This is a genomic window from Rickettsia akari str. Hartford (genome assembly GCF_000018205.1).
Classification (GTDB): Bacteria; Pseudomonadota; Alphaproteobacteria; order Rickettsiales; family Rickettsiaceae; genus Rickettsia; species Rickettsia akari.
This window is the reverse complement of record NC_009881.1, coordinates 370,153-394,979: the sequence shown is the minus strand read 5'-3', so window position 1 is coordinate 394,979 and position 24,827 is coordinate 370,153. Positions and strand designations below refer to the sequence as shown.

The following is a 24,827-nucleotide window of genomic DNA, read 5'->3' as shown; positions in this document are numbered from 1 at the left end:
TAACTACAATACCGCCTGCTAATGTTAATTGTGAATTTTGATCAGTTAAAGCAACAGGAGCAAATACATTAGATGAGAACGTAATAGGATTTGCTCAGATATTTACTCATTTTAAACTTTTCTCATTAGTACCGATCGTACCGGTAACATTCCCAGCTTGTATAGTCAAAGTTGTGCTATATTACTTCCTCCTTGCGATATAATAACTGAACCATTATTATCTGCATTATTTATATTATCTATATTAGCTCCGAAAACTTGATTAGAACCTATACTTACCTTAAGAATATCATCAACATTTTGAAAGTTAACCTTCCCTATAATAGGATTATCACCGCTAACATTTAATGTACCAGGCTGATTATATATTACCTCTCCATCCACTCCTAAATCTAATACTTGATTACGAGATTACTTGTCCGGTACTATTCATGTTAAATCGCTTTGTAAACACCCACTTATCAACTATAACATTACCTGCTCCTTTAACTTCAAATTCTTTAAGACGATGGGTATTGTCCTGCCATACCGTATAAGGTCCTTCAGTATTTGCTATAGTAAGATTGTTTGTAGTTGCCTCTACTCGTACTATACCGTATTCATCTTCTGCATCTTATGGATTTAAGTTGGAATATAACGTAAACTGCTTATCCGCATTACCAGTATTTATTAAATCTAACTCTGAACTTGCTCCTTTAAACGCTATACTTGTTCTATTATTTAATAAATTCATGTTACTATTAACACTATCAATATTAAAAGTAGTGTTATCGGTGATATTCGTCTTTTGAAGAGGAGTAACAGTTGAATCAGTAGCCGTAGTAACTCCGGCATTTACGTTTAATGTTCCATTTGCTCCGTTAGTTATTGCCCATCTGATTGTAGTATTAGTACCATCTATATTTAGGACAGAATTTGCACCTGTAAAAGTAAAGCTTACTCTCCATGCACCTGTTCCATCTTGAATCGAATTTGGAGCAGATAAAGTAAGCGATTTATCTACAGCAATATTAAAATTCATATTTCCGGCACCACTAGCTTTAGTAGGCTGAGTTATTATAACATCGTCATTTACATTTATCGTTTCTGAGAATACACTAGTGTAAAAGGTTCTATTTAGAGTCATTGGGGCATTAATATTCAAATTAATACCAATTAAACACTATCCCAGCCACCCATCTGCATAAATGATACCTGTGGTAATGCACTATAATCATTTACTGTGGGAATATTGCCATCCACTGCACTACCATTTAAAATAATATTTATATTAGTAGCATTATCAAATCTTGTAATATTCAAACCCTTTACAACACTGGACATTGAACCAATTGTAAGATTTATAGCTAGATCCGTGCGACCGCTACCGACCAATATTGCATTTACTTCTTGATTAGCTCGTATAGCACACCTATATTGTGAGTACCGCTATTTGATACAGTTATATTACCGTAATTAATCACTTCAATAGTATTACCGTCAACAAATTGTGGATTAAAATTAGTATTCAGATTATTAAGATTAACCTCCACAACCATTTGACAAACAGCTGCTGTATATATTTCATTTACCGGTATGTTCAATGACATACCTAATATTGACACGGTTGCTAGAAAACTTTTTAATATTCTAAATTGTTTCCTCGTAACTCTTAACCTTATAGTTGATTTTATTAACTATAACTTAATATTCAAACCCTTTAATTTATTAATTTTTATATAAAGTAATGATATATTGATTGAATTGATGAGGTGTTTTTACAACATCAGTTTTTATACTATTAATATATTAATCAGGAGGTTAGAATTAGATAAGATATTAGGTGCTGTGAACATTTCTAATTAATTTAATATTTTAACAAAGATTTTTTTAATTATAATTTTCTAAAAAATTATCTATTATCTTTTTCATCTATTTTTGAATTTTCTGAGCTTGTACGACTATTAGATAATTTATTTAACGTACTAACTAATCTTCGAGCAGAATAATGAGTCTTGCTATAAGATCATATAAATTATTTAAAGTATCACTAATATCTTTAGTCATAATTTATCACCGTTTGTAATCGGTGGAAGTCCACCAAAAGCTCTTTTTTCATTTAAAGTCATGAAATGAGCATTAGAGATTTGAACCCACAAATTTTCACGCTTTTCGGTTAATACAGATATAGAATCACAATCAAAAGCAATAATAATGTCTTCCTTAAAAAGATATGAAAACCAATTACTCATACTATCCACAATTTTATCAAGTAAAGGTATTAGAGTTTCTTCCCATAACTCTAAGTGTGCTTCCTGCATATTGCTACAAGTATTATCACCGTTAATACCAAGTGGCTGCGGCTGGCACTCCAAATGCTAAAGCTATTTCCATTGCTGCCGAGTTTTTAGATTCGATAAAATCCATATCTTTCGGGTTGATGATCATTTCTTGCAAACCAAGCCCCTCCTTCAAGCAATAGCAGCTTACCGGCATTACTATTACCGCGAAATTTCTCTGATAATTGAGCTTGCAATCTTTCAAACTGTTCATCGCTAAGATAACCGTTACTATCCTGTACTATTAATGCCCCGGAAGATCTCTGCCCCATTTTGTAATAATGAATGATTCCAATAAGAAGATTGCTGATGTAAATCTATAGGAAGAGAGGAAACTTCTAAACAAGATAACCAGTAATGCTGATCTAAAGTATGATAGTCTTTTAAATGCAAGACTCTACTCATCTTAGCTATAGGATCAATCTTATAAATCCTATCGCCTTTGTTACTTTTATATTTATAAGCAACTAAATTGTTATGTTCTATAACATATTGCCGATAATAAATAAATCTATTAGGATACGAATCTAGAGTTGATAAAAATAGCTATTACCGAATAATAATTTGCTTGAAATTAGCTCACTAAAAAAATCTGCTCGGTCTTTTTCAGGATTCGGGCTTTTTAGTCAATAATGTACCGGATGGTCTGATATTACTTCTCCGGTTCTACTGTTAAGCACTTTCCACTGCACATGTCCCGCCGATTGAGCAATTAAATTAATACATTTATATACTAGAACATTTTCACGATAAGCTTCTATGCCTACCTTAACTCTTTTTAAGTTCCCGTATGAAATGTCATTTAGTTCAATAAAATTTTGTGATTTGGTAGTGCTATTCTTCCAAAACTTTTTCCAATAATTTTTGATCATATATCCTAATATATTTGTTGTTTTCAGGATTATATAATGATTTGGGAGATAGACTAAGAGATCTTAAAATAAGTACCGGACATTTTTTAAAAAGATTTCGATGTCATTCCTGCAAAAGCAGGAATGTCTTATTGTGTAGACCGGAACACGCACTCGATGTCATCCCGTGGCTTGACCACGGTACCCAAAAAACAATTAATCACTAAAATTATAACTAATATTTTTTCTAGCAGCACTTATATCTTTTAAACGTTCACAAACCTTTTCAAAAACTTGTTTAGGCAAGATATTTGAAGCATTAATTTGTAAAAATTTATCGTCTTTTAATTTAATCGAAAAAGAAGGTTCTTGGAATTCTGGTCCATCAATTTCTCTAGCAATTTTTATATAATAACCGATTATATGACTGTTGTAATAATCACTTTTACTAATCATTTTCTTAGCTATTTTATTAATCTGCATATCAGTTTTAGCAGTATAAGTAACAGTAAGAGCAATGCCGAGCATTAGACGCTGTCTATGACTGAAAGGAATGTCTGAAGATAATATAAATTCTGAAACAAAATTTGCTCTGAGCGTTTTATCAATATTTTTATTATATTGTGCTAACATTATAGCGAGTTCAATAATAATAAGAGTCGTGGCATCGGAATTAATTAAAAGATATTGTACTGCTTTAATATATTTTTCAATATTACATATATTTCTATCAAATTTTACTAATCTCTTCACTCTCTCATAAATAATATCTTTTTCTGTTTCATGAGACGGCAATGAGTCAAATCTTACTCCTTCTTTTAAACCATAATTTGAGATAATAATCTTTTCCGGTGAAAATACCTTAATCATTGCTTTTATTACTAGAACTGCATTATAATTTATGGCTTTCTGCTCATAATAACTCAGCTTTAATTTATCAATCTGTGATAATTTCTCTAAATATAACTCGAACTCTACACGATTTATTTCAAAATTATGTAAATTCTTAAGGGGATAATTTATAGACTCCATATATATACGGCTCATTAGACGTAATGCACCGCCAATTAAATATAAATTAGGATGATGTGCAGCTCCAAATTCTTCCTCTAGCATTTTAGTAATCAGTCCAACATCACCAAAATTGCTACTAGCAATAATTTTTGTACCGAGCGGCAATGATTTTAATTTACCTACTTTTTTATTTCCAATCTGTGCAAGCTCAAGACTTCCGCCGCCAAGATCGGCTACAATACCGAAAGCATCACTAATACCAGAAATTAATCCGGCAGCTGTTAAATAAGCTTCACGCTCACCTGAGATAATTTCAATATCAATATTGAATCTCTTTCTAATTATAGCTTTGAATTCATCTGCTTTAGGATGCCCCCTAAGTATAGCTGTTGCAACACATCTAATATTAGTAACGGACAGTTTGGTAAAAACATGGATAAGATATTGTAGAGATAAATATGTTTGATGTTTTACGTCTAAATTATCTAAATTAAGTAAATTTGTAAGATAATTTCTAAATTTATAATTAAAAATTTCCGGAGCTCCAAGCTCATCACTTTCATAAACCACAGCTCTTAAAGCATTTGAACCGATATCAATAATAGCTGAACGCATTTTTGGATCTTACTCATTATTTTCCGGAGCAGTTGTTATTTCAGTCTCTTCAGAAGCCTCATTATTATTTGCCCTAGGATCAAAAGGTACTTGAGTAGGTACAAAAGTCGGTGGTAATAATCTACTAGTAAAAAATTTATCTTCGTAATACTTAATTTTACGAGATTTTATAGGCGGAAAGGATTCTATTAAAACAATTTGCTCATCTCTAGGTAACTGTATTACTTCTTGAGGTAAAAGTAAAGCTCTTTGAACTTGAGAAACGTTTTGGGTTCTAGTAGAAATATTAAGGTCAAAAAATAAAGGTTTACTAAATGATCTTTGTTCTACCGTCTTATTACCGACAAGCTGCGATATTAAATTTGCCGTTTCATAGTTATTAGCAGCAAAAGTAATACGGTATGTTGCATTAGATAAGAAGGAATTCATCCCTGCATCTTCATATGTGCCTTTTAACTGCTGCGTATCTTGAATAATCAAGAATAACCGAACTCTATAACCTCTAAAATAAGCTATACCGGCTTTAAAAGTATCCATCTTTCCAAGCGTCGGGAACTCATCAAGTAAGAACATTACACCATACGGCTCTTCCTTTAAATTCGGCATTTTACGGCTTAAAAATTCTGTCGCCTGCTGATAAAACACCTGCATTAATTTTTGCAAACGCTGTATATTATCGGGTGTTAATCCTACATATACGGTTGTTTTTACTTTTTTAAATTCTTGTATGTTGAAATCAGAAGATGCAGTAGCCGAATCAATAAGCGGGTTTGCCCATAATTCAAGCGATGAGTTCATTGTAGATATTACGCCCGAACGCTCTTTATCAGCTTTTTGCAAAAACGCAGCAATATTCATATATGCAACAGGATGTATTACACCGCCAAGCGTATCGAGTACGACCGCTAGATTATAAACTACGTCATCACTTCTCATGGTACGCACTACTTCACCGAAAGATTTAGTTTTAGTAGGATCAGCTATTAAATATAAAGTTACACCTAAGAATAAACTTCGTGCTTCATTATTCCAAAAATCCTTTTCCGGCATTATAAGATTTGAAATTTTTTGAACGTCATCAACCATCTGCCCGGGCTTAGTACTAACCCAATCAATCGGATTATAACAATGCGTAATACCGTCGGGATTAGAAGGCTCCCAAACAAAAACTTTCTGACCTTGTTTTTCACGCCAACCGCTCGTCAAACCGTGATTTTCGAGCTTTATGTCATGTACTACTACTGAATCACTCCAAAATAACAGGTTAGGTATCACAAAACCCACACCTTTACCTGAACCTGTAGGAGCAAATAATAAAGCATGCTGGAACCCATCTGCAACAAAATATCCACCGGCATCTACACCTATTAACATACCTTTTTTGGATCTAAGACCAGCAGCCTCTATATCTGACGGATTAGCCCAGCTAGCATCTCCATATACTTTTTCCGGTTGCTCAAAAAATTGTAATGATTTTATTCGTGCAAAATTTTTAATGTAAAATATTATTACAACAATAGCGGGACCAAGAAGAGATGCAAGTAGCTTCAATTTTAAATAATTATAGTCGGCAATTTTTAACTGCCCCCAAACGTTAATAAGCCAGTAAGCCCACTTATAAGCAATATTTATAGCATTTATATCTCCACCTAAAGCTCCAACCTCATTAGTAAAAATTGCAACAAATGCACCACTTAGCCAAATGGTACAAAAAATAACAACCGGATGAATTATAGCATGACCAAATATATTTCTAGTAACTTTAAGTATCTTATGCCATTCCATGAACTGAGCTTCCTAGTTTTTACTTATATGTTAGTTTTTGTGTGAAGGGTTTTTGCGTGAAGTGACTTTCCCAGTGTCATCCCAAAACTTGATCGCGGAATCCAACTTTTTTTATTTTTTTATGGATCCCGTGGCCTTGATCAGGGGATGACAGTAAGTACGCTACACCATACCTTCAGCGTTCTTATTATTCTTATAATACACTTCCGAAACATATCTTTTCCCATCGCTACCGCGTTTTAACTGCACAACTATATCTACAACGGTTAAAATATACTTCTTTACTTCTTCAGGCGGCATACCAAGATCTGCTTGCATAACCATAAGCTTTAACTGCTCAATAGCCATAGCAGGGCTATCGGCATGCAGTGTTGATATTGAACCGGGATGACCTGTATTAATAGCACGCAAAAAACTAAAAGCTTCCTTACCTCGAAGCTCACCTACTATAATTCTATCCGGTCTTAAACGCAAACATGCCTCTATTAAATCTTGAGTAGTAACATTTGCACGCCCCTGTCCTCCTTTGGAAGCAAGTAAATGCACTCTGTTAGGATGGCTTGATAGCACAACCTCACGAGCATCTTCTACAGTAATTAATCTTTCTCTTGCAGGTATTTCAGTAAGTGCTGTATTAGTAAAAGTAGTTTTACCGGTTGAAGTACCACCACTAATTATGATATTTTTCTTTGAAACAACTGCATATCTAATAAATTCTTTAATCTTTTTTTCAGCTAAGAAATTATTTAACATTACTACATCTTCATCTACTAAACTCTCTGTTGCAGTATCATCAAATACCCCCATTTTAGCGTACTCATCTAAAGTTAGAGTCATACCGCTAGGCTTTCTTATAGAATAAATGATTTGTCCTATCTCACAAGCAGGAGGAAATACTATTTGAATACGGTAACCGTTAGGCAAAGTTGCAGAAAGTAAAGGCTTTTCTTCCGAAATCATCTGTTCGGTAGATTGAGCAACTAAACGCCCTAATGAAAGTAGATGCTCACTATCCAATTCCGGTATTTGCTTAGAATATATATCGCCTTTTTTTTCAACCCATACTTCTCCAGGCTTATTAACCATAATCTCGTTAATACCGTCTTCAGCAAATAAATTTTTAAAAGGAAGTAAAAACGTCTCTAAAGCTGCAAATTCTTCATTCATTGCATTACCTTCGATTTTAATAAAACGGCTTTTGGAAATTTATAATCCTTATTAACGTATATTCTAACCGGCGTACCTTGATTAACCGTTGTCGTCGGCTTGAACTGCTGCTGAGTTATCATATTTTGTACAACATTCGTCACATCCGCAAAAGCTTGAGTGGAAGCTTGTTGTGCTTGCGTCGGAGTTGATGCTATAGAGGTAGTAGTAAGCAAACTTGAAGCCGCCGTATTAACTGCCTGTACTAAGGTTTGAAGTCTCTGCTCAGCAGTATTCGCTGAAGAAGCATTCTGTGCTGTTGTACATGCTTGAGTCATAGTAGTATAAGCAGTCGAAGTCTTATCGGTAATAGCAGCAAGTATATTAGTACAAATTGTAACTATCCTAGTATTTGCATCCATAGCGGTATTAGACGCAATAGTTTGAGTAGTATTTAACAATTGCGTTGCCGTAGCAGTATTGGTAGCTGCTGCCTGCGAATCTATAGGAGGCGGCACTAACCTATCAAGGACTTTAGCAAGACCTATATTAAAGCCGGATTGTAATACGGCATTTGCAAATTGTTCTTTATATTTATTATCAACTCTCCCTTGTAGTCCTGGTCTACCTAAATTATCAACTGCAGGTGAGTCGAATTCTATAGTATAACCGTTAGTTAAATCAATTCTATCCCATATTACAGAAACTCTACCGTAACTGTCTGACGACGTTGAGGTTGCATATTTACCGAATATTTTTGATCCTTTCGGTATCAATATAACTTTATCTTGCTCAGAAAATACGTCTCTACTAATAATGGCTCTTATTTCACCGCCGAGATCACTATTTATTGCCGTCTCAAGTACTGCATCAATTAATTTACCGCGTCCGAGAACCAAAGACATATCACCGCGATCTTTAAATGTCGCTTCTGCTGTAATCTGTTCCGGTGTTTTTTTAGGCTCTACACCAGCAACTAACACTATAGCTGATTTTCTTTTTGCTTCACGACGTTTCTTCTCTGCATCACTCTCAACTAATGTTCCTGAAGTGGAAGGCAACGAAACCGGCGGCAATGGAAGCGTTTTGTCTGTCTTACCTTCCACAGGAGTAGTCGGAGGCAAGACCGGCGGAACTTCTACTACCGGAGGAGGTGGTGGTGGAGGAGCAGTAGGCGTCTCAAGCTTAGGCGGATCAGGTAACTTTGGAATCTCCGGAATATTATCATCAACATCAGTAACAGGTTTTACAATATTAGTCGGCACTTGAGTCTCTGGGATTTCTTCTTTTGTAGTAGCGAAAAAAAGAGTATAAAAAATATAGATAAAAATACCGCAAATTACGACTACTATCGCAATACTCTTATTAAAGCCAACCGAAACTTTTGATAATTCTCTTTGTACTTCAGGAGCATCTGCTCCTGATAAAGAACCGCTATTATTATTATCGTTATTATTTTGCTCTTCAGCCATATCTATCTAAATTATATTAGTTAAAGTGTTTTTATTGTCATTGCCCGCGTGGATCGCAAACTACCAGATGTCATTCCCGCCTACGCGGGAATGACATAAGACGAGCAGTGCGGACAAGTCCCACTCACACAGCAATCACATCAATTAAAACCTTGCCATGTAATTACTATTTTTCTTAGGATAGTAAAATTTAATTACATATACTAAATCCCTTTCGTTACCCATCATAAGTTCCGTAGAAGCAATATCAAATTCATATGTTCTTTTATTAGTTATAATAGTCATATTTGTACGAATATCTTTTTCAAGAGGCTTAATAAATAATCTATTTGCCAAAGGAGTTATTTTCCAAGCATAAGCATCCCCAAGAATTATATTTTGAATTTCTTCATTTTTAGCAAATTCTATATGCGACTGAAAACCAAAATGCAAAACTAATAAATAAACTTCATTTGGATTATATATATAAGTTTTTATCCTATTATCCTTAGTTATAGATAAATCATCTATATAATTATTGCTACTATTATTACATGGATCATCTACAAGCGTACATTCTCGTTGTACTGTAAAACCGCTTAATAATACAAAAACTAAAAAATAAAATCTAACTATTGTCATCGTCTACCCTATATCCGTTAACTTGAAACCCTACCGGATTTATGTCAAGTTCTGAATCTGTTAATTGCATAGGCACATAAGCATAACTTACTACCGCTATTTTATTATAAACTAATTGGCTTCCTGATGTTTCATTTACAGAAAATCTAACTATATATTTATCTGCTGCGATTTTTGACCATGATTTTATTACTAAAAATGTAGTGTTATCTTCTTTATATTTTATCGTAGGATCAAAATCTTTATTTCTTATATAGCCAAGATAATTATAATAAACACCACTTGTTGAAAATAATCTTATTATCGTACGCGCTATCGTCGTAAAATCAACCGGATTATATGTTTCCCGCGCCGTTATGTATTTCTTTATAAAATACCTTGTAAGAGACTCATCCGCCGTTAATACCGGCGATGAAATAGGTTCTACCACCGAAGCATGCCCCGTATTACTATTAAGCTGAATAACAAAAGGGTCAAACTGTTTAGATTTTACTACAAATGCTATTACTAAAGTTGCCACAACCATAAAAATGGTTAGTAGTATTACTAATATGATAAGTAAGTTACGTTGAACCATTAACTTATCAGATCGCTCTTCATACCAATTCTGAGTAATTTTTAAAGGATTAGCCGATTTAATACTTTCTTGATTTTGTGTATCTCCTGAACCGCTTTTCGAGTTGTTACTTGATTTAAAGAAGCCAAATATATTATTCATATCAAAGGTATTTTTATTATTACATTGTGACTGTATAAAACTATTACTTATTATGCCATATTTACTGAATTAACCGGTCTTCTTATACAAGGATTTACGCTTAAACTCGATCCATCATCTATATCAGCAGAAACACACGGACTTTTAATTTCATAAGGAGCGGAAGGGGTACATGACAGTAATTGAGCAAGCATAGTTAATACTAATAGAAACTTTAATGATTTTAACATTCTAAATACATTATTAAATTCTCTTGTTACTATTTTAAAATTACCTTACTATACAATAGTTCACAAGCATTTTTTAAAAAAATCTATTTATAAATAGAAAAAAATATTAAAAAGACTGTAAACTATTATACTCTGCAGTAAATAAAGAGTAGTTATACGAAGTGCCACTTGGGAGCAGAGCGTATCTTAATACGTGTCTATCTGCGAACTTATTAAAGATATTGTCGCCAATTTTTCAAGTGGGACTAGTATAGCATAATAACTACCATCAATAATTGTTATTGTATAATTTTAATTTATAATTTATTTATTTTAATTTTAAAGTTAAACAATATTTGGTATTGTAGCAACAATATAAGCTTATTTTATGGCGTAAATAACATTAAATTAACAAATCATAATCATATTATAATAATTATGATAGAGTTAGAACAGAATAAAATTAGATATTAATCTAGTAATTATGGACCCATTAACCAACGCAATACAAGAATATATAAAATCCGGCGAATATTTTATTGATGCAAGAAAATGGTATAATTTTAAGTATATCTTACCATTAAGTCATAGAAGTCTTCTGATTTTAATATGCACGCTTTTTACCTTATTATTAATCTTAATTTGTATAAATATTAACATATTGTTACCAATAAATAAAAAAGTAAGTTATTTAATAAAAGATGATGCCGAAAAACACGCTACCGTTACTAATACTAAACATTCAACACTCGCCAATCCTTATATTTCTGTCGCAAATATTATGCTTCAGAATTATGTAAAACAACGAGAAGAATACAATTACGATATATTAAAAGAACAATTTACCTTTATCAAAAATGCTTCTACGAGTATTGTTTATATGCAATTTGCTAATTTTATGAATATTGATAACTCATTATCACCGGTCATAAGATATCAAAAATTATATAGACGCTCAATTAATGTATTATCAATTAACAATATAAACGATACCGAGGCAGTTGTTACTTTTGAATCATTGGCCCAAAATAGTACGGGTGAAATTTTAGAAAATATGGTATGGGAAGCAAGAATCGGATTTATAATGGATTCTATCAGTGCAAGTACATCACCTGATATGCCATTCAATTTTACCGTTACTAGTTACAAGCTAAAGTTATTAAGGAATAAAAATCAGAAATAATATGAAGCCACTAATAATATTTTGTACTTTTATAATACTGACATTAGATGTATTTGCTCTTACTATATCACGACCTCTAGGTCGAGACCCGCGTCTAAGAGTTATGACTTATAACCCTGACGATGTTTTCAAATTCACAGGATATTACGGCTATCAAGCAAGTATAGAACTAGCAAGAGATGAGGAAATAGTCAGTATTTCTATGGGAGATACTACTTCATGGCAAATAGTACCTGCCGGTCATAGGATTTTTATTAAACCGATGGAACCGGATGCTACTACTAATATGACTTTAATTACTAATAAACGGACTTATTTCTTTGAACTATACGCCGCTGAAACTCTTGATATGCGTGATCCTGAAATGGTCTTTAACGTAAAATTTCTTTATCCGGATGACGAAAATGACAACATGAGCGGTCATATGCAAACTTTTTCTACTTCCCTAGCAAGTCCCGATCTTACTCATCCTGAAAAATATAACTTTAATTACTATATTAGCGGCAATGAAGAAATAGCGCCTGTTAAAATTTTTGATGACGGCGAATTTACTTATCTACAGTTTAGAGATAAAAACGCTGAAATTTCTGGTATTTTTGCTGTAGATGATTCACTGCGAGAATCTTTAGTAAATTATCGCCTTGCTCAAGATAATCCTAATATGGTGATACTTGAACAGGTTTTTCCTAAGCTCGCTATACGTAAGGGGAAGAAAATCACATGTGTATTTAATCAGTCTTTCAAAGCATATTAATGTCTACCAACGTCATTGCGAGGATTGAAGCGACGAAGCAATCCAAAAAATAATTAAAAAAAATTCTGATGTACAAAATTTTTTACTGGATTGCTTTGTCGAAACTTACAATTTCTTCGCGCAATGACGATGAAACTGATTCACGTAACAATGCTTTTCTTACAATAACAATATAATTATGTCGCATTTAATATACTTTCTTACTTTGATTTTACTAACTAGCGGCTTATTTATAATGCTTACAAGCCGTAATTATATTCATAAAATTATCGGGCTTGGAATTTTTCAAAGTTCGGTATTAGTATTTTATTTAAGTATCGGAAAAATTAAAACAGGCGGTGTACCTATTTTACAAGATGGGCTAACTACTTATAATAGCCCGTTGCCTCATGTATTAATGCTAACTGCTATAGTAGTTGGGTTTGCTACTCTTAGCGTAGCTTTAAGTTTAATATATCAAATTTATAAACATTTTGGTACAATATCAGACAATGAAATTAATTTTGATAAATGATCATAGCTAACCATTTCCCTATCATACAAATATTATTCCCTTTATTTGGGGCTTTACTCTCAATAATATCTTTTCGCTTTATTACCTTTGCACGAGTAATTACTACGATTTGCATTTTATCTAGCATTTTGGTCAGTGTTTATGGATATAGTATTGTACAAAATACGGAATTATCTTACACTATGGGAGGATGGACTTCAAAAGTAGGAATAGAATATCGGCTAAATTCACTAAACCAAGCGATTATTATTTATCTTAACTTGGTTTTATTATTCTTTTTAGTTTGTTGTCATAAGATTACTAATAGAACAATCTTAAAATATATCAACAATAATAGAAAATCTTTATTTTACGGTATACTATTATTCGCTCATACGGGCTATTTAGGAATGATTGCTACTAATGATTTCTTTAATTTATATGTGTTTATAGAAATTTCGGCACTTAGTAGCTATGTATTGATAGCCTCAGGTAATAATCCAAAATCTTTAATTGGAGCTTTTGATTACTTGATAATGGGTAGTATTAGTGCAACTCTTATTCTTATAGCCATAGGATTTTTACTAAGCATTACGGGTAGCTTAAATATGTATGATGTTGCAGCTTATTTACAGGAACATACTAATTCCCGCATAATCACTATAGCTATCGGTTTTTTCTTAACAGGAGCTATTTTAAAAACTGCTTTTTTCCCTATGCACTTTTGGATGATGAGAGCTTATAATAACACGGCTTCAGTTATTTTAGTATATTTAGCAGGGATTTCCACTATAATAGGAATATATATAATATACAAATTTACTTATATTATTATAGGCTATGAGACGATTAAAACTTCTATTACAAATTTTATAAAACCTATTGCTTTAGCTACTCTTATTATAGCTCCGTATTTTGCTTACCGAGCAGAAGGCTTCAAGAATATTATCATTTATTCATGTTTCACTCAAATAGGTTATGTATTTCTATTATATGTTACTGAGTGCGGTATAATAATTTTACCAAGTTTATTACTTGCAGACAGTATAAATAAAATAGCTCTTTTTTTGATAGATGCTTATAATGAAAGCTATAAAAAGAATTCTCACAAAGTTTTAACTATAATTATTATTATTTGCAGCTGCGGGTTACCTATCAGCCCATTATTTTTTATCAAAATAAATATTCTCGAATTATTATTTAGACAAAAACTATTATTAGATTTTGTTCTAATCTTACTCAGCTCCGTAGGATCACTATTTTATCATTATAAAATGGTGAAAGTTACTTTTTGGAAAAATTAATTAACCTTATTGCGAGGAGAAGTTGTTGAGTGGATACTATAGGCAGCCATTGCGAAGCCACAAAGTTGCTGCATCAATCCAGAACAACAATAAAATTCTGATTTACAGAATTGTGTACTTGATTGCTTTGTCAAAACTTACAGTTTTTCCTCGCAATGACAGGGATTTTCAAAACTGCCCGATACTATAAGGTCAAGCAAACTAGGTAACAAGGAAAAACATGATTACACAATTTACTACTCCGAGTCTTTTGATTCTATCAACTTTGCTAGTTTGTGCATTAAACTTAACCAGTCCGTATGCCACTAAAAAAGATAGTTTTATACGTAATTTTTTGCTTATTATTATCGCTATTTTTTTCTTCGGTAATATTTTAATTATAGACTTGTTGTTTTTACAAGGTATTAGAGCAGGCTTTGAATTTAATATATTCGGTAATTACTCTATAGGATTTCATCTTGAACCCTCAGGGCTCATATTCTTGAGCTTAATAGGCTTTTTATGGATTTGTGCTGTACTTTATACTCCAAAATATCTTGCTGTTAATAATATAGAACACTCTTCGAGATTCTTATTTTTCTTTAACTTAACTATTCTAATCGGTGTTTTAATTGCTTTATCTAGCAATTTATTCACGATGTTTATTTGCTACGAGCTTTTAACTATTTCTACAGCTTTTTTAATAGGACACACTAGAAATAAAATAATACTTAGCGGGTTATATAAATATATAAAAATTCTGATGATTTATGCCACAATATTATTTTTACCGGCAGTGATAATTATTTATACTAAAACCGGTAATGGGGATTTTGCAAGCGGCAGCTTAATAGAAAATTATTTTTCCAAAAACCAGTCAATTATTTTATTATTAATGTTTATTTTCGGTATTGCCAAAACTGCAATTTTTCCGGTGCATTCATGGCTTCCTGCCGCAATGGTTGCACATTACCCCGTTAGTAGCTTACTGCATGCTGTAATAGTGGTAAAAACCGGATTATTTTGTGTTTACAAAATCCTATTATATATATTCGGTTTATCGTATTTACAAACGATATTTGCCGAGTTTAACTGGTTAATTTTCATACCAATAGTCAGCATATTTTATAGCTCACTCAAAGCACTAGGCACGGATAATATTAAAAAAATACTCGCCTACTCCACTATGAACCAATTAAGCCTTGCCTTACTTAGTGCTTTCATGCTCACACCTAAGGCACTTGGAGCCGCAATACTACATTTAGTTTCACATTCTTTTACAAAAATCTGCTTATTTTATAGTATGGGAAGTATTTACAGTTTAAAGAAAACCGATCAAGTACAGAATTTACATGGCACATCCAAAGAATTGCCTTTAATTTCTTTTGTGATATTGATCTCTTCATTATCGATAATCGGTATACCTATCTTTAGCGGATTTATTAGCAAATTCTCAATCTTACTTGCCGCAAGCGAACAAAATCAAATTATCGTTATGATTGTCGTAATAGCTAGTAGTATACTCTCAAGCATTTACCTTCTCAAAATATTAAGCTCTATTTATAAACCTTCTTTGGTAGAATCTAGCGTAACAAAACAACTCCCATACTCTATGCAAATCAGTATAATAATTTGCTGCTGTGCTGTAACTCTCTTCTATTTTATTCAAATCTTAATTAGAGAATTTTTAGCTTACATTACATAAATATGTATTTACATAATTGATGTATTGACATATAATAACATAGTATGCAATTTTTTTAGGATAAATATGGCACAAATTATTAGAGCAGCAGAATTTGTACGATCTTTTTCAGATATTATGAACAGAATTTAATATAAAGGTGAGAGTTTTGATGTTTAAAAATGGAACAATATCGTATCAAGAATTACAGCTGTACATGCAGCTGACAAACCACAAAAAACGTTAAAAGAGTTTTTTAAGCATGCGCCTATATTAGATCATGATGATGCCACACAATTTAAAAAAGTCGTGTGTGAAGCACGTCAAAAGTGTGATTTTAAAAAAGATGATACATGGAAGTAGTGATTGATACCTCTATATTAGTGGATTTAGAGAGAGGTAGATTAGCCTATAAGGTACTAGGAGAATATGAACAATGCTATATTAGTCCTATATTTTAACGGAATTATTAATAGGTGCAGATAGAGCCGATAATGAAAATAAACGTATTAAACGTTTAGTTTTTATCGCATATATAATCAATTCACTTATAATATTACATTTGAAGACTGAAGAAGCCCGTATATATGCAAAAATTATAGACAATTTACGTAAAGAAAAAATAACTATCGATACTAATGACATGATAATTGATACAACGGCAATAACGCATTGTTATCCTTTGTTCACTCTAAATGTCAAAGACTTTAAAAAGGTTCAAGGAATAGAGGTTTTAACAGTTTCTTCTAAAGATTAAAATGTTTATTCAAAATACCAGATTTACATTTCCGATTACTAATTTTGAGCTGATGTTTGATTTTAACCCACAAAATCAGCTAATAGCCTTAGCATTTCTCATTGTCACTGCTATCTTAAATCTTTATACAATTTCCCAAAATAGAAAATTTGAGACGCTAATAGGTAGTTTATACTGTTTATCCTCTATTATATGCGTATTTGCGGCTGATTTTATTTCTATGATAATCTCGCTTGAATTCATGACGGTTTTTGCTTGCATAATTGTTTTTTGTAACCAATTAAAGATAAAACCGGCTCGTCAATATTTTCTCACTCATTTATTCAGCAGTGGGCTAATCTTAATCGGTATGACTCTTCTAATCCAAACAACAGGTAATATTGCCTTTACTTCTTTAACTGAATCAGTAAATAATTTTGAGTTACCGGCGATATTTATACTTGCAGGTTGTGTGATCAATGCTTCGATTATCTTTGTAAACGGTTGGGTGGTTAATTGCTATACTGCAGCTTCAAGTAGCGGTGTTGTATATTTAATTAGTTTTACTACTAAAGTTACTTTAATTATCATTTTAAAATTATTTAGCGGTCTTGAGATACTTAAGTTTTTTGGAATATTAATGATTATTTACGGGTTAGTATTTTCTCTAATTGAGAAAAACCTTAAACGATTAATATGCTATCTTACAGTTTCGCAGCTTGGTTTTATATTAGCAGCTATTAGTATAAATTCTCCAAACATAGCTTATCTTATTACAAGCTTTATATTCATACATATACTATATAATGGGTTATTTGCTTTATATTTTACTTATATAGAAGATGAATACAGTATTAAAAATTACCAAGATCTTCAGAATACTCAAATTAATTTGATTTTATTAGGTGGGTTTGTAGTTAGCATATTAATATATACATCTATACTGCCTATTAATTCTTCTTATATCAAAGACGGAATTGCCAATCTTTTAGAGACAAATAATATTATTATATTTTCCAAGATAGCAACTTGTACCGTGTTATTTGGGTTGTTGATGGAGAGTTTATACAATTTGTCATACCGCGATCAAGTCGATGGATCCAGAAAAAAAATAAACAATGATAATAAATATTTATGGATAACGCGATCAAGTCGCGGTATTACACCAATAACCTACCTCTCCTCGTGCATCATAACTTTATCTGTATGTTTATTCTACCCTGTTCAAATATCACATACTGCTAATTTTAAACTAGTTATCCTTGCAATCTCAATATTATTGGCTTTAATTTTTAGACAAATACCACGCATTTCAACAGAAAATATCAATCTTGACTTATACCAATATATCGAAAAAATGATCTATTTCAGTATCGATAAATATAAATACACAACAGACAGTAACGAAGATGGAGAAAAATATCTTAATTTTAAGGTTATTTGGAATAATATTTCAAGCAAAATACCTGCTTGGCATAATCAGCAAACTGCTATATTTATTGTATTATTTCTATTAATTGGTTTGATTTTAACACTCTGTCATACTATGGCTTGACCACGGTATGACACTCAAAACAATAAAAAACATGAAACCACCCATAGCAAATAAACAAAATTACAGCTTTAAAGCCCACGGACAAACAATAAACGATTATTATCAATGGCTGCGTGATCCTAAATGGCCAAATGTAGCAGACTCTAAAATTTTAGATTACTTAAAAGCCGAGAATAAATATACCGAAAATTTCTTTTCCGATCTACAAAAGGATAAGGAAAAGATTTTTGAAGAATTAAGAGGACGAGTCAAATTAGACGATGAATCGGTATACATTAAGAAAAAAGATTATTACTATTACCATAGAGTAGTATGGAATAAAAATTATCCTATATATTGCCGGAAGCATAATAGTATGGAAGCAGAAGAAGAAGTAATATTAGATGTTAACCTTCTTGCTTCAAATAGTGGTTTTACCGATGTTGCTAAGATTGCAATGTCACCTGATCAAACTTTAATATCTTATAGCGTTGATTTTACAGGTAATGAGCAATACAATATCAAAATATACAATCTTAAAGAACAAAAATACTTACCTGATGAAGTACAGGATGTTGCTCCTACTGTGATTTGGCATGAACAACTAAACGGCTTTTTCTATATTACTATTAATGAGAATCAACGCTGGGATAAGATAATGTTCCATCGTTTAGGGGAAGATATTACTCAGGACAAATTAATATTCGAGGTAAAAAACCCTCTTCATTTTATCAGCTGCAAGAAATCAGCAAGTCATGAATATATTTTTATAAATTCAGGCGATCATAATGAAAATGAAATTTACGTAATTTCTATGCAGGATGATAGTTTTACGCCTAAATTAGTACGAGCCGCAGAAAATAAAATATTCTATGACATAGAACATAATGGCGATTATTTTTATATTAAAACTAATTATAAAGCTAAAAATTTCCATGCTGTAAAACTGCCGATAAATAATTTTGAAAATACTAGCTGGGATGATATTTATATTAAAGAAGAACAGGACAAATATTTAAAAAGCTTTGATGTTACAAATAATTATTTAATCTTAAATTATCGTGACCAAGGTTTACCGCTAATTAAAATAAAGCAATTTAACAATTTACAAGAAAAAATAATTCACTTTCATGACGAGAGTTTCCAAGCAAATAGTTTTTCTACAAACTTTGAGGAAGACGATATCAGAGTAGACTACTCTTCTCTAGCAATACCAAATACCACTTATAGCTACGATTTTGATAACAATGCATTAGTGATATTAAAGACCCAAGAAATACCTTCAGGATTTAATACGAAAGAATATAAAGTAGAGAGAATATTTGCAGATAATGAAGATGTAAAAGTACCTATCACCTTGTTTTATAAAAAATCTTTATTTAAAAAAGATGGCTCAAATCCTTTATATTTAATGGGTTACGGAGCTTACGGGATTAGCATGCCTGTTAATTTTAGCAACATGGCAGTAACGCTTGCAAATCGTGGTTTTATTTATGCGGTTGTGCATATTAGAGGCGGCGATGATTTAGGTCATGATTGGTATGAATCAGCTAAGTTTTTAACTAAAAAAAGAACCTTTGAAGATTTTATAGCGTGTAGTAGAGCTTTAATTAAAGAAAAATATACAAGTAACAACAATATAGTAATAATGGGCTGTAGTGCCGGCGGTATGTTAATCGGTTACGTACTAAACGAAAAACCAGAAATTTATAGAGCGGCAGTCGCTCATGTACCATTTGTTGATGTTTTGAGTACCATGCTTGATGAACGCTTACCGTTAACTCTCTTGGAATATAATGAATGGGGTAATCCGAAAGAGAAAGAATATTTTGAATATATTAAATCATATTCCCCTTATGATAACGTAAAAGTACAAGACTACCCTGCTATATTCATTACTTGTGGTATATCCGACCCACGAGTCGGTTACTGGGAACCGGCTAAATGGGTAGCAAAATTACGGGATCTAAAAACTGACAATAATCCTTTATTATTAAAAACAAATATGGATACAGGGCATAAAGGTTCCGTCGGTCGCTTTGATTATTTGAAAGAGATAACTGACGAATTAGTATTTATTTTTAAGATCTTTGATGTGAAGGTTTAAAGATTTTATTGTAATCCCGCGACTTGATCGCGGGATCCAAAAAAACATAAACAAGACTTGATACCGTTGACAAGCCACAGTATGACAGAATAAATATAAAAAACAATGAATAAAAACTATCTAGAACAATTACAAAAATTACCACTCACTTTAATTTTACTAATCATCTTAATTTGCTGTATTAGTTTCATTGTACTTTATTCTGCAGCGAATAGCCATTTGCAGCCTTGGGCTTACAAACAAATTATAAATTTTTGTATATTCTTGCCTTTAGCCATTATTATTGCATTACTTGATTTGCGAATAATATTTAGGCTATCGTATATCTTTTATTTTTGCGTACTCGCTTTACTAGTAGCCGTGGAGCTTTTTGGCTCAACTGCCATGGGCGGAAAAAGATGGATCGATATCGGTATCGTTAAGCTTCAGCCTTCCGAACCGATAAAAATTGCCGTTGTACTAATGCTTGCAAGGTATTTCCATTCACTAACAATTGATGATCTAAGAAAATTCCATAAAGTTATCATACCAATTATAGGAGTTTTAATACCGGCTTTTTTAATAATTAGAGAACCTGATTTAGGTACGGGAATGATTGTTTTAATTGTTGCGGCCGTTATATTTTTTGCTGCAGGTTTTAGAATAAAATATTTTATAATAATAGCTCTCGCTGCTCTTATTAGCCTGCCTATTGCTTGGAATATGATGTATGATTATCAAAAAAAACGAGTGATGGTTTTCTTAGATCCAGAACATGATCCGCGCGGTGCTAGTTATAATATTATTCAGTCTAAAATCGCTATAGGTTCAGGTGGCCTATTTGGACGCGGTTTAAATCATGGCAGTCAAAGTCATTTAAATTTTCTTCCCGAACATCAAACAGACTTTATCTTTGCTACCTTTGCCGAAGAGTTCGGATTTATAGGAGGAATATTTTTATTAGTATTATATTTTGCACTTATAACTATTTCTTTATTAATTGCCGCAAATTGCCGAGAGATTTTTAGTAAATTAATGGTAATAGGTATTAATTCGATTTTATTTAGTCACGTATTTATTAATATAGCTATGGTTATGGGCTTGCTTCCTGTAGTAGGTGTACCCTTACCGTTTATTTCTTACGGCGGCACAATGATCGCATCCATACTAATAGGCTTTGGACTTGTGATGAATGCTCAGGTACACGGACATACCACTTTAAACTAGTTCAATTATATTGATAACATAAACTAAACAACTCTCAGCTATAAGCTGAGATGTTATAAATAGAAGTGTAATCGATTAGAAATAGGTCATCATTAATAGTTTCACCTTCTTGCTCATCAATATACTGCTGTATCATTTCATCAGTAATATTACCTAAATTAACTGCCATATAACCTCTAGCCCAAAAATGATTGCCCCAATACTGCTTTCTCAAATAAGTAAATTCTTGCAATAATATTCTTGAGCTACTGCATTTTCAATACTGCACAAATTGACTTTTATTTTAATAGTATACATTCCTTTACACTTTAATTGTGTATAAAGAATTTATAATCGACTATGAGAAAGCACAAACAAGTTTAAATTTAGCTCGTGATATTGATGTACCGCCTAGCCGTATTCACGCTATAGTGCATGGCAAACGAACCATTACGGCTGATATTGCACTTAGACTCAGACAATATTTTTAAACTTCAGCTCAGTTATTGATCAATTTACAAGCAAGATATGATTTAAAATTAGCACAACGTAACGAATGACCTCATATTAAAAATCGTATTCGTACAATGGCAGTAACTAGGCATAGCAAGTTAGTTATCTCTGAGCAACCGCAAAGGATTCAGTGTGTATGATGGCAATGTCGGTATCTTGCATAAGTTTTATTCTTATGCCACCACTTGTGCCAAGAGCATAATGGTCAACTAGTACGTCTAATACGCCACATTGTCCGATAATTAAATCAGCAAAATTACCGAATAATAATGTATCCACTGGCATTTGGTGAGTCGTACCGACTTTGTAGCCGCTTAAATAGCCGAACCCTGACTCTCTACTATAGCTCTCCCAAATAAATTTGGCTGTACCAACTGTGTTTTCGATAGTTAAATTAACAGGCAGAAAGCTTAACTTTGTGCTGCATTTGCCGTTTGATTCATTCGTAAATTTGTCTTAAATCGAGGAATGGCTCCCCGGGCCGGACTCGAACCAGCGACCAAACGGTTAACAGCCGTTTGCTCTACCACTGAGCTACCGAGGAATAAGGAATAAGTGAAAATATCTAAAAAATTTCAGACAACTCCTTATAACAAATCTTTTCTATAACGTCTAGCGTTTTCTTTATACAAAATAAAAAAAGTTTATTACATCTGCAAAAACGAAGATTTAGAGAAGAATACCTACACCGACACTTCACTTCGAACTGCAACGTACTCAAATGTATATGAGCATTCGAGTAACAGAGCGACGTACAAATTACTTCTAAAAATATAGTTTCCATCTATTCATCACCTATTTTTAAAGCGGCGATAAATGCAGATTGCGGGATTTCTATATTACCGTACTGTCTCATTCTCTTTTTACCTGCTTTTTGCTTCTCAAGTAGTTTACGTTTACGGCTTATATCACCGCCGTAACATTTTGATAAAACATCTTTACGTAGTGCTTTAATAGTCTCACGAGCAATAATACGGCTACCGATACTTGCCTGAATGGCTATATCGATCTGCTGTCTTGGTATTAAATCCTTTAACCTTACGCATAACACCTTACCCCTTTGCTCGGCACGTGAGCGGTGTACGATTGTCGATAATGCATCAATTACCTCGCCGTTAACCAGGATACCAAGCTTAACAAGCTCAGAAGGTTCATAAACATCTATTTGCCATTCAAAACTTGCATAACCTTTAGAGCAGCTTTTTAAACGATCGTAAAAATCGTAAACTATCTCATTTAGCGGTAATTTATAAACTATTTTAGCTCTATTCGCTATATAGCTATGATCAAGTTGCACACCTCTTTTTTCTGTACAAAGCGATAATACTGCACCTAAAAACTCATCAGGCACCATTATAGTTGCCTTAATCCATGGCTCTTCCATCGATTCGATTTTTTGCAAATCAGGTAAATCTGCGGGGTTATGAATCTCCAAGCTCTCACCATACCTCATATGAATTTTATATACCACGCTTGGAGCAGTAGTGATTAAATCTAAATCGAATTCCCTACTTAAACGTTCTTGGATTATCTCTAAATGTAATAGCCCTAAAAAACCGCACCTAAAACCTACTCCAAGAGCTGAAGAGCTTTCCATTTCATACTCAAAACTAGCATCATTAAGACGTAATTTAGCTAGCGAATCCTTTAGATGTTCAAACTCTGAACTATCTGTCGGATAAAGCCCACAAAACACTACAGGTAGGTTCGGCTTAAAGCCGGGAAGTGCTTGCTCACAAGGTTTCTTCTCATCAGTGATAGTATCCCCGACTTTACAATCAGCTACTTGCTTTATAGAAGCAGTAACAAAACCGATTTCACCTGCATATAAAACATCCGAAATATGTTTTTTCGGAGTAAAAAAGCCGACATTCTCAACGGTATAAACAGAATTGGTAGCCATCATTTTAATCCGCATGTTTTTACGTAAAGTCCCATCAATAATACGTACTAAAATAACTACCCCAAGATAAGGATCATACCAACTATCGACAAGTAACGCTTTTAAGATATCTGTGCTACTTTCTTTTGGTGGATGTAATTTATTGACTATTGCTTCTAGAACTAAATCAATTCCTATACCGCTTTTGGCAGAGATTAGCACAGCTTCACTTGCATCAATTCCGATTATATCCTCTATTTGCTGCTTAACCTGCTCAGGTTCTGACGCTGGCAAATCAATCTTGTTAAGCACCGGTACAATTTCATGATCATGCTCAATTGCTTGATAAACATTGGCAAGCGTTTGGGCTTCTACTCCTTGCGTACTATCAACTACCAACAATGAGCCTTCGCAAGCAGCAAGCGACCTGCTGACCTCATAAGCAAAATCGACATGCCCAGGAGTGTCCATTAGATTCAAATAATAGGTATTACCGTCTTTAGCTTTATATACAAGCCGCACGGTTTGTGCTTTAATAGTTATACCTCGCTCTTTTTCGATATCCATAGAATCTAGCACTTGCGTTCTCATTTCTCTAGCCTGAAGCCCACCGCAATGCTCAATTAACCTATCAGCTAACGTAGATTTACCATGATCGATATGGGCAATTATTGAGAAATTCCGTATATATTTTTGATTCTTCATAATTATTGTGATATAATTT

General features: G+C 32.8%; 23 protein-coding genes, 1 tRNA gene and 3 pseudogenes. 11 read left to right on the top strand and 16 right to left on the bottom strand.

Features of this window, described 5'->3' with window-relative positions; all coding sequences use genetic code 11:
• Positions 1 to 165: 165 nt before the first annotated feature.
• The 12 genes and pseudogenes from A1C_RS01930 to A1C_RS01870 all read right to left on the bottom strand — a co-directional run bounded on the left by A1C_RS01930 (position 166) and on the right by A1C_RS01870 (position 10,770).
• Positions 166 to 384 (bottom strand): hypothetical protein, encoded by a 219-nt coding sequence (locus A1C_RS01930; RefSeq protein ID WP_012149365.1) that lies wholly within the window; start codon positions 382 to 384, stop codon positions 166 to 168.
• A 229-nt stretch (positions 385 to 613) separates the two neighbouring features.
• On the bottom strand, positions 614 to 1,126 hold the full coding sequence (locus A1C_RS01925) for a hypothetical protein (protein WP_041816753.1): 513 nt from the start codon (positions 1,124 to 1,126) through the stop codon (positions 614 to 616).
• 29 nt (positions 1,127 to 1,155) lie between these two features.
• Positions 1,156 to 1,374, bottom strand: coding sequence for a hypothetical protein (locus tag A1C_RS01920; protein ID WP_012149363.1), 219 nt, complete (start codon positions 1,372 to 1,374; stop codon positions 1,156 to 1,158).
• An 8-nt stretch (positions 1,375 to 1,382) separates the two neighbouring features.
• Positions 1,383 to 1,589 carry a hypothetical protein gene (locus A1C_RS01915; protein WP_232279061.1) on the bottom strand — a complete coding sequence of 69 codons (207 nt, stop codon included), beginning with the start codon at positions 1,587 to 1,589 and terminating at the stop codon, positions 1,383 to 1,385.
• Positions 1,590 to 2,042: 453 nt separating this feature from the next.
• A pseudogene (locus A1C_RS06175) lies at positions 2,043 to 3,190 on the bottom strand (phage portal protein).
• A gap of 195 nt (positions 3,191 to 3,385) precedes the next feature.
• Complete coding sequence (locus A1C_RS01900; protein ID WP_012149361.1) at positions 3,386 to 4,798, bottom strand: Ppx/GppA phosphatase family protein; 1,413 nt, start codon at positions 4,796 to 4,798, stop codon at positions 3,386 to 3,388.
• Positions 4,799 to 4,807: 9 nt separating this feature from the next.
• Positions 4,808 to 6,583, bottom strand: coding sequence for a type IV secretory system conjugative DNA transfer family protein (locus A1C_RS01895; protein ID WP_012149360.1), 1,776 nt, complete (start codon positions 6,581 to 6,583; stop codon positions 4,808 to 4,810).
• A 162-nt stretch (positions 6,584 to 6,745) separates the two neighbouring features.
• On the bottom strand, positions 6,746 to 7,750 hold the full coding sequence (virB11, locus tag A1C_RS01890) for a P-type DNA transfer ATPase VirB11 (RefSeq protein ID WP_012149359.1): 1,005 nt from the start codon (positions 7,748 to 7,750) through the stop codon (positions 6,746 to 6,748).
• The gene (locus A1C_RS01885; RefSeq protein ID WP_012149358.1) at positions 7,747 to 9,201 is read right to left on the bottom strand and encodes a TraB/TrbI/VirB10 family type IV secretion system protein; all 1,455 of its coding nucleotides are present in this window, start codon (positions 9,199 to 9,201) and stop codon (positions 7,747 to 7,749) included. The genes virB11 and A1C_RS01885 overlap by 4 nt, the downstream gene beginning before the upstream one ends.
• A 144-nt stretch (positions 9,202 to 9,345) precedes the next feature.
• Positions 9,346 to 9,822, bottom strand: a complete 477-nt coding sequence (locus A1C_RS01880) for a TrbG/VirB9 family P-type conjugative transfer protein (RefSeq protein ID WP_012149357.1) — start codon at positions 9,820 to 9,822, stop codon at positions 9,346 to 9,348.
• Complete coding sequence (locus A1C_RS01875; protein ID WP_012149356.1) at positions 9,809 to 10,540, bottom strand: VirB8 family type IV secretion system protein; 732 nt, start codon at positions 10,538 to 10,540, stop codon at positions 9,809 to 9,811. The genes A1C_RS01880 and A1C_RS01875 overlap by 14 nt, the downstream gene beginning before the upstream one ends.
• Positions 10,541 to 10,590: 50 nt before the next feature.
• Positions 10,591 to 10,770, bottom strand: a complete 180-nt coding sequence (locus A1C_RS01870) for a DUF2706 domain-containing protein (RefSeq protein ID WP_012149355.1) — start codon at positions 10,768 to 10,770, stop codon at positions 10,591 to 10,593.
• 463 nt (positions 10,771 to 11,233) lie between these two features.
• On the opposite strand from A1C_RS01870, the gene A1C_RS01865 reads away from it, so the two are divergent.
• The 10 genes and pseudogenes from A1C_RS01865 to rodA all read left to right on the top strand — a co-directional run bounded on the left by A1C_RS01865 (position 11,234) and on the right by rodA (position 21,729).
• Entirely contained in the window at positions 11,234 to 11,932 is a 699-nt protein-coding gene (locus tag A1C_RS01865) for a VirB8 family type IV secretion system protein (protein WP_012149354.1), read from the top strand.
• Position 11,933: 1 nt separating this feature from the next.
• The gene (virB9, locus tag A1C_RS01860; protein ID WP_012149353.1) at positions 11,934 to 12,686 is read left to right on the top strand and encodes a P-type conjugative transfer protein VirB9; all 753 of its coding nucleotides are present in this window, start codon (positions 11,934 to 11,936) and stop codon (positions 12,684 to 12,686) included.
• Between the two features lie 178 nt (positions 12,687 to 12,864).
• Positions 12,865 to 13,200, top strand: coding sequence for a Na+/H+ antiporter subunit C (locus A1C_RS01855; protein ID WP_012149352.1), 336 nt, complete (start codon positions 12,865 to 12,867; stop codon positions 13,198 to 13,200).
• A complete protein-coding gene (locus A1C_RS01850; protein WP_041816752.1) occupies positions 13,197 to 14,483 on the top strand; it encodes a proton-conducting transporter transmembrane domain-containing protein in 1,287 nt (428 codons plus the stop codon). The genes A1C_RS01855 and A1C_RS01850 overlap by 4 nt, the downstream gene beginning before the upstream one ends.
• Positions 14,484 to 14,703: 220 nt before the next feature.
• Complete coding sequence (locus A1C_RS01845) at positions 14,704 to 16,167, top strand: proton-conducting transporter transmembrane domain-containing protein (RefSeq protein WP_012149348.1); 1,464 nt, start codon at positions 14,704 to 14,706, stop codon at positions 16,165 to 16,167.
• A gap of 66 nt (positions 16,168 to 16,233) precedes the next feature.
• Positions 16,234 to 16,509, top strand: a pseudogene (locus A1C_RS08415) (antitoxin).
• Between the two features lie 91 nt (positions 16,510 to 16,600).
• Positions 16,601 to 16,903, top strand: a complete 303-nt coding sequence (locus A1C_RS08410; RefSeq protein WP_332239168.1) for a PIN domain-containing protein — start codon at positions 16,601 to 16,603, stop codon at positions 16,901 to 16,903.
• Between the two features lies 1 nt (position 16,904).
• Positions 16,905 to 18,437 (top strand): proton-conducting transporter transmembrane domain-containing protein, encoded by a 1,533-nt coding sequence (locus tag A1C_RS01835; protein ID WP_012149346.1) that lies wholly within the window; start codon positions 16,905 to 16,907, stop codon positions 18,435 to 18,437.
• 31 nt (positions 18,438 to 18,468) lie between these two features.
• On the top strand, positions 18,469 to 20,523 hold the full coding sequence (locus tag A1C_RS01830; RefSeq protein ID WP_012149345.1) for a S9 family peptidase: 2,055 nt from the start codon (positions 18,469 to 18,471) through the stop codon (positions 20,521 to 20,523).
• A gap of 105 nt (positions 20,524 to 20,628) precedes the next feature.
• On the top strand, positions 20,629 to 21,729 hold the full coding sequence (rodA, locus tag A1C_RS01825) for a rod shape-determining protein RodA (RefSeq protein WP_012149344.1): 1,101 nt from the start codon (positions 20,629 to 20,631) through the stop codon (positions 21,727 to 21,729).
• 34 nt (positions 21,730 to 21,763) lie between these two features.
• On the opposite strand, the pseudogene A1C_RS01820 reads toward rodA, so the two are convergent.
• Positions 21,764 to 21,985 (bottom strand): annotated as a pseudogene (locus tag A1C_RS01820) (transposase); the annotation flags it as partial.
• Positions 21,986 to 22,043: 58 nt separating this feature from the next.
• On the opposite strand from A1C_RS01820, the gene A1C_RS08040 reads away from it, so the two are divergent.
• Positions 22,044 to 22,199, top strand: a complete 156-nt coding sequence (locus A1C_RS08040; RefSeq protein WP_012149342.1) for a helix-turn-helix transcriptional regulator — start codon at positions 22,044 to 22,046, stop codon at positions 22,197 to 22,199.
• A 124-nt stretch (positions 22,200 to 22,323) separates the two neighbouring features.
• Here A1C_RS08040 and A1C_RS06610 read toward each other — a convergent pair whose 3' ends face one another.
• The 3 genes from A1C_RS06610 to lepA form a co-directional block, all read right to left on the bottom strand.
• Positions 22,324 to 22,578, bottom strand: a complete 255-nt coding sequence (locus A1C_RS06610) for a phage major capsid family protein (protein ID WP_232279126.1) — start codon at positions 22,576 to 22,578, stop codon at positions 22,324 to 22,326.
• Positions 22,579 to 22,690: 112 nt separating this feature from the next.
• Positions 22,691 to 22,765 (bottom strand) — tRNA-Asn (locus A1C_RS01805).
• Positions 22,766 to 23,005: 240 nt separating this feature from the next.
• Positions 23,006 to 24,808, bottom strand: coding sequence for a translation elongation factor 4 (gene lepA / locus A1C_RS01800; protein WP_012149340.1), 1,803 nt, complete (start codon positions 24,806 to 24,808; stop codon positions 23,006 to 23,008).
• Positions 24,809 to 24,827: the final 19 nt, after the last annotated feature.

Excerpts from the sequence above, each read along its gene's own strand:
- rodA (WP_012149344.1), top strand. The coding sequence starts at position 20,629 with ATGAATAAAAACTATCTAGAACAATTACAAAAATTACCACTCACTTTA.
- A1C_RS01895 (WP_012149360.1), bottom strand. The coding sequence starts at position 6,583 with ATGGAATGGCATAAGATACTTAAAGTTACTAGAAATATATTTGGTCAT.
- virB9 (WP_012149353.1), top strand. The coding sequence starts at position 11,934 with ATGAAGCCACTAATAATATTTTGTACTTTTATAATACTGACATTAGAT.
- A1C_RS01845 (WP_012149348.1), top strand. The coding sequence starts at position 14,704 with ATGATTACACAATTTACTACTCCGAGTCTTTTGATTCTATCAACTTTG.
- A1C_RS01870 (WP_012149355.1), bottom strand. The coding sequence starts at position 10,770 with ATGTTAAAATCATTAAAGTTTCTATTAGTATTAACTATGCTTGCTCAA.
- A1C_RS01850 (WP_041816752.1), top strand. The coding sequence starts at position 13,197 with ATGATCATAGCTAACCATTTCCCTATCATACAAATATTATTCCCTTTA.
- lepA (WP_012149340.1), bottom strand. The coding sequence starts at position 24,808 with ATGAAGAATCAAAAATATATACGGAATTTCTCAATAATTGCCCATATC.
- A1C_RS01835 (WP_012149346.1), top strand. The coding sequence starts at position 16,905 with ATGTTTATTCAAAATACCAGATTTACATTTCCGATTACTAATTTTGAG.
- A1C_RS01915 (WP_232279061.1), bottom strand. The coding sequence starts at position 1,589 with ATGTCATTGAACATACCGGTAAATGAAATATATACAGCAGCTGTTTGT.
- A1C_RS01830 (WP_012149345.1), top strand. The coding sequence starts at position 18,469 with ATGAAACCACCCATAGCAAATAAACAAAATTACAGCTTTAAAGCCCAC.
- A1C_RS01875 (WP_012149356.1), bottom strand. The coding sequence starts at position 10,540 with ATGAATAATATATTTGGCTTCTTTAAATCAAGTAACAACTCGAAAAGC.
- A1C_RS01900 (WP_012149361.1), bottom strand. The coding sequence starts at position 4,798 with ATGCGTTCAGCTATTATTGATATCGGTTCAAATGCTTTAAGAGCTGTG.
- A1C_RS01925 (WP_041816753.1), bottom strand. The coding sequence starts at position 1,126 with ATGACTCTAAATAGAACCTTTTACACTAGTGTATTCTCAGAAACGATA.
- A1C_RS01855 (WP_012149352.1), top strand. The coding sequence starts at position 12,865 with ATGTCGCATTTAATATACTTTCTTACTTTGATTTTACTAACTAGCGGC.
- virB11 (WP_012149359.1), bottom strand. The coding sequence starts at position 7,750 with ATGAATGAAGAATTTGCAGCTTTAGAGACGTTTTTACTTCCTTTTAAA.
- A1C_RS01885 (WP_012149358.1), bottom strand. The coding sequence starts at position 9,201 with ATGGCTGAAGAGCAAAATAATAACGATAATAATAATAGCGGTTCTTTA.
- A1C_RS01865 (WP_012149354.1), top strand. The coding sequence starts at position 11,234 with ATGGACCCATTAACCAACGCAATACAAGAATATATAAAATCCGGCGAA.
- A1C_RS01880 (WP_012149357.1), bottom strand. The coding sequence starts at position 9,822 with ATGACAATAGTTAGATTTTATTTTTTAGTTTTTGTATTATTAAGCGGT.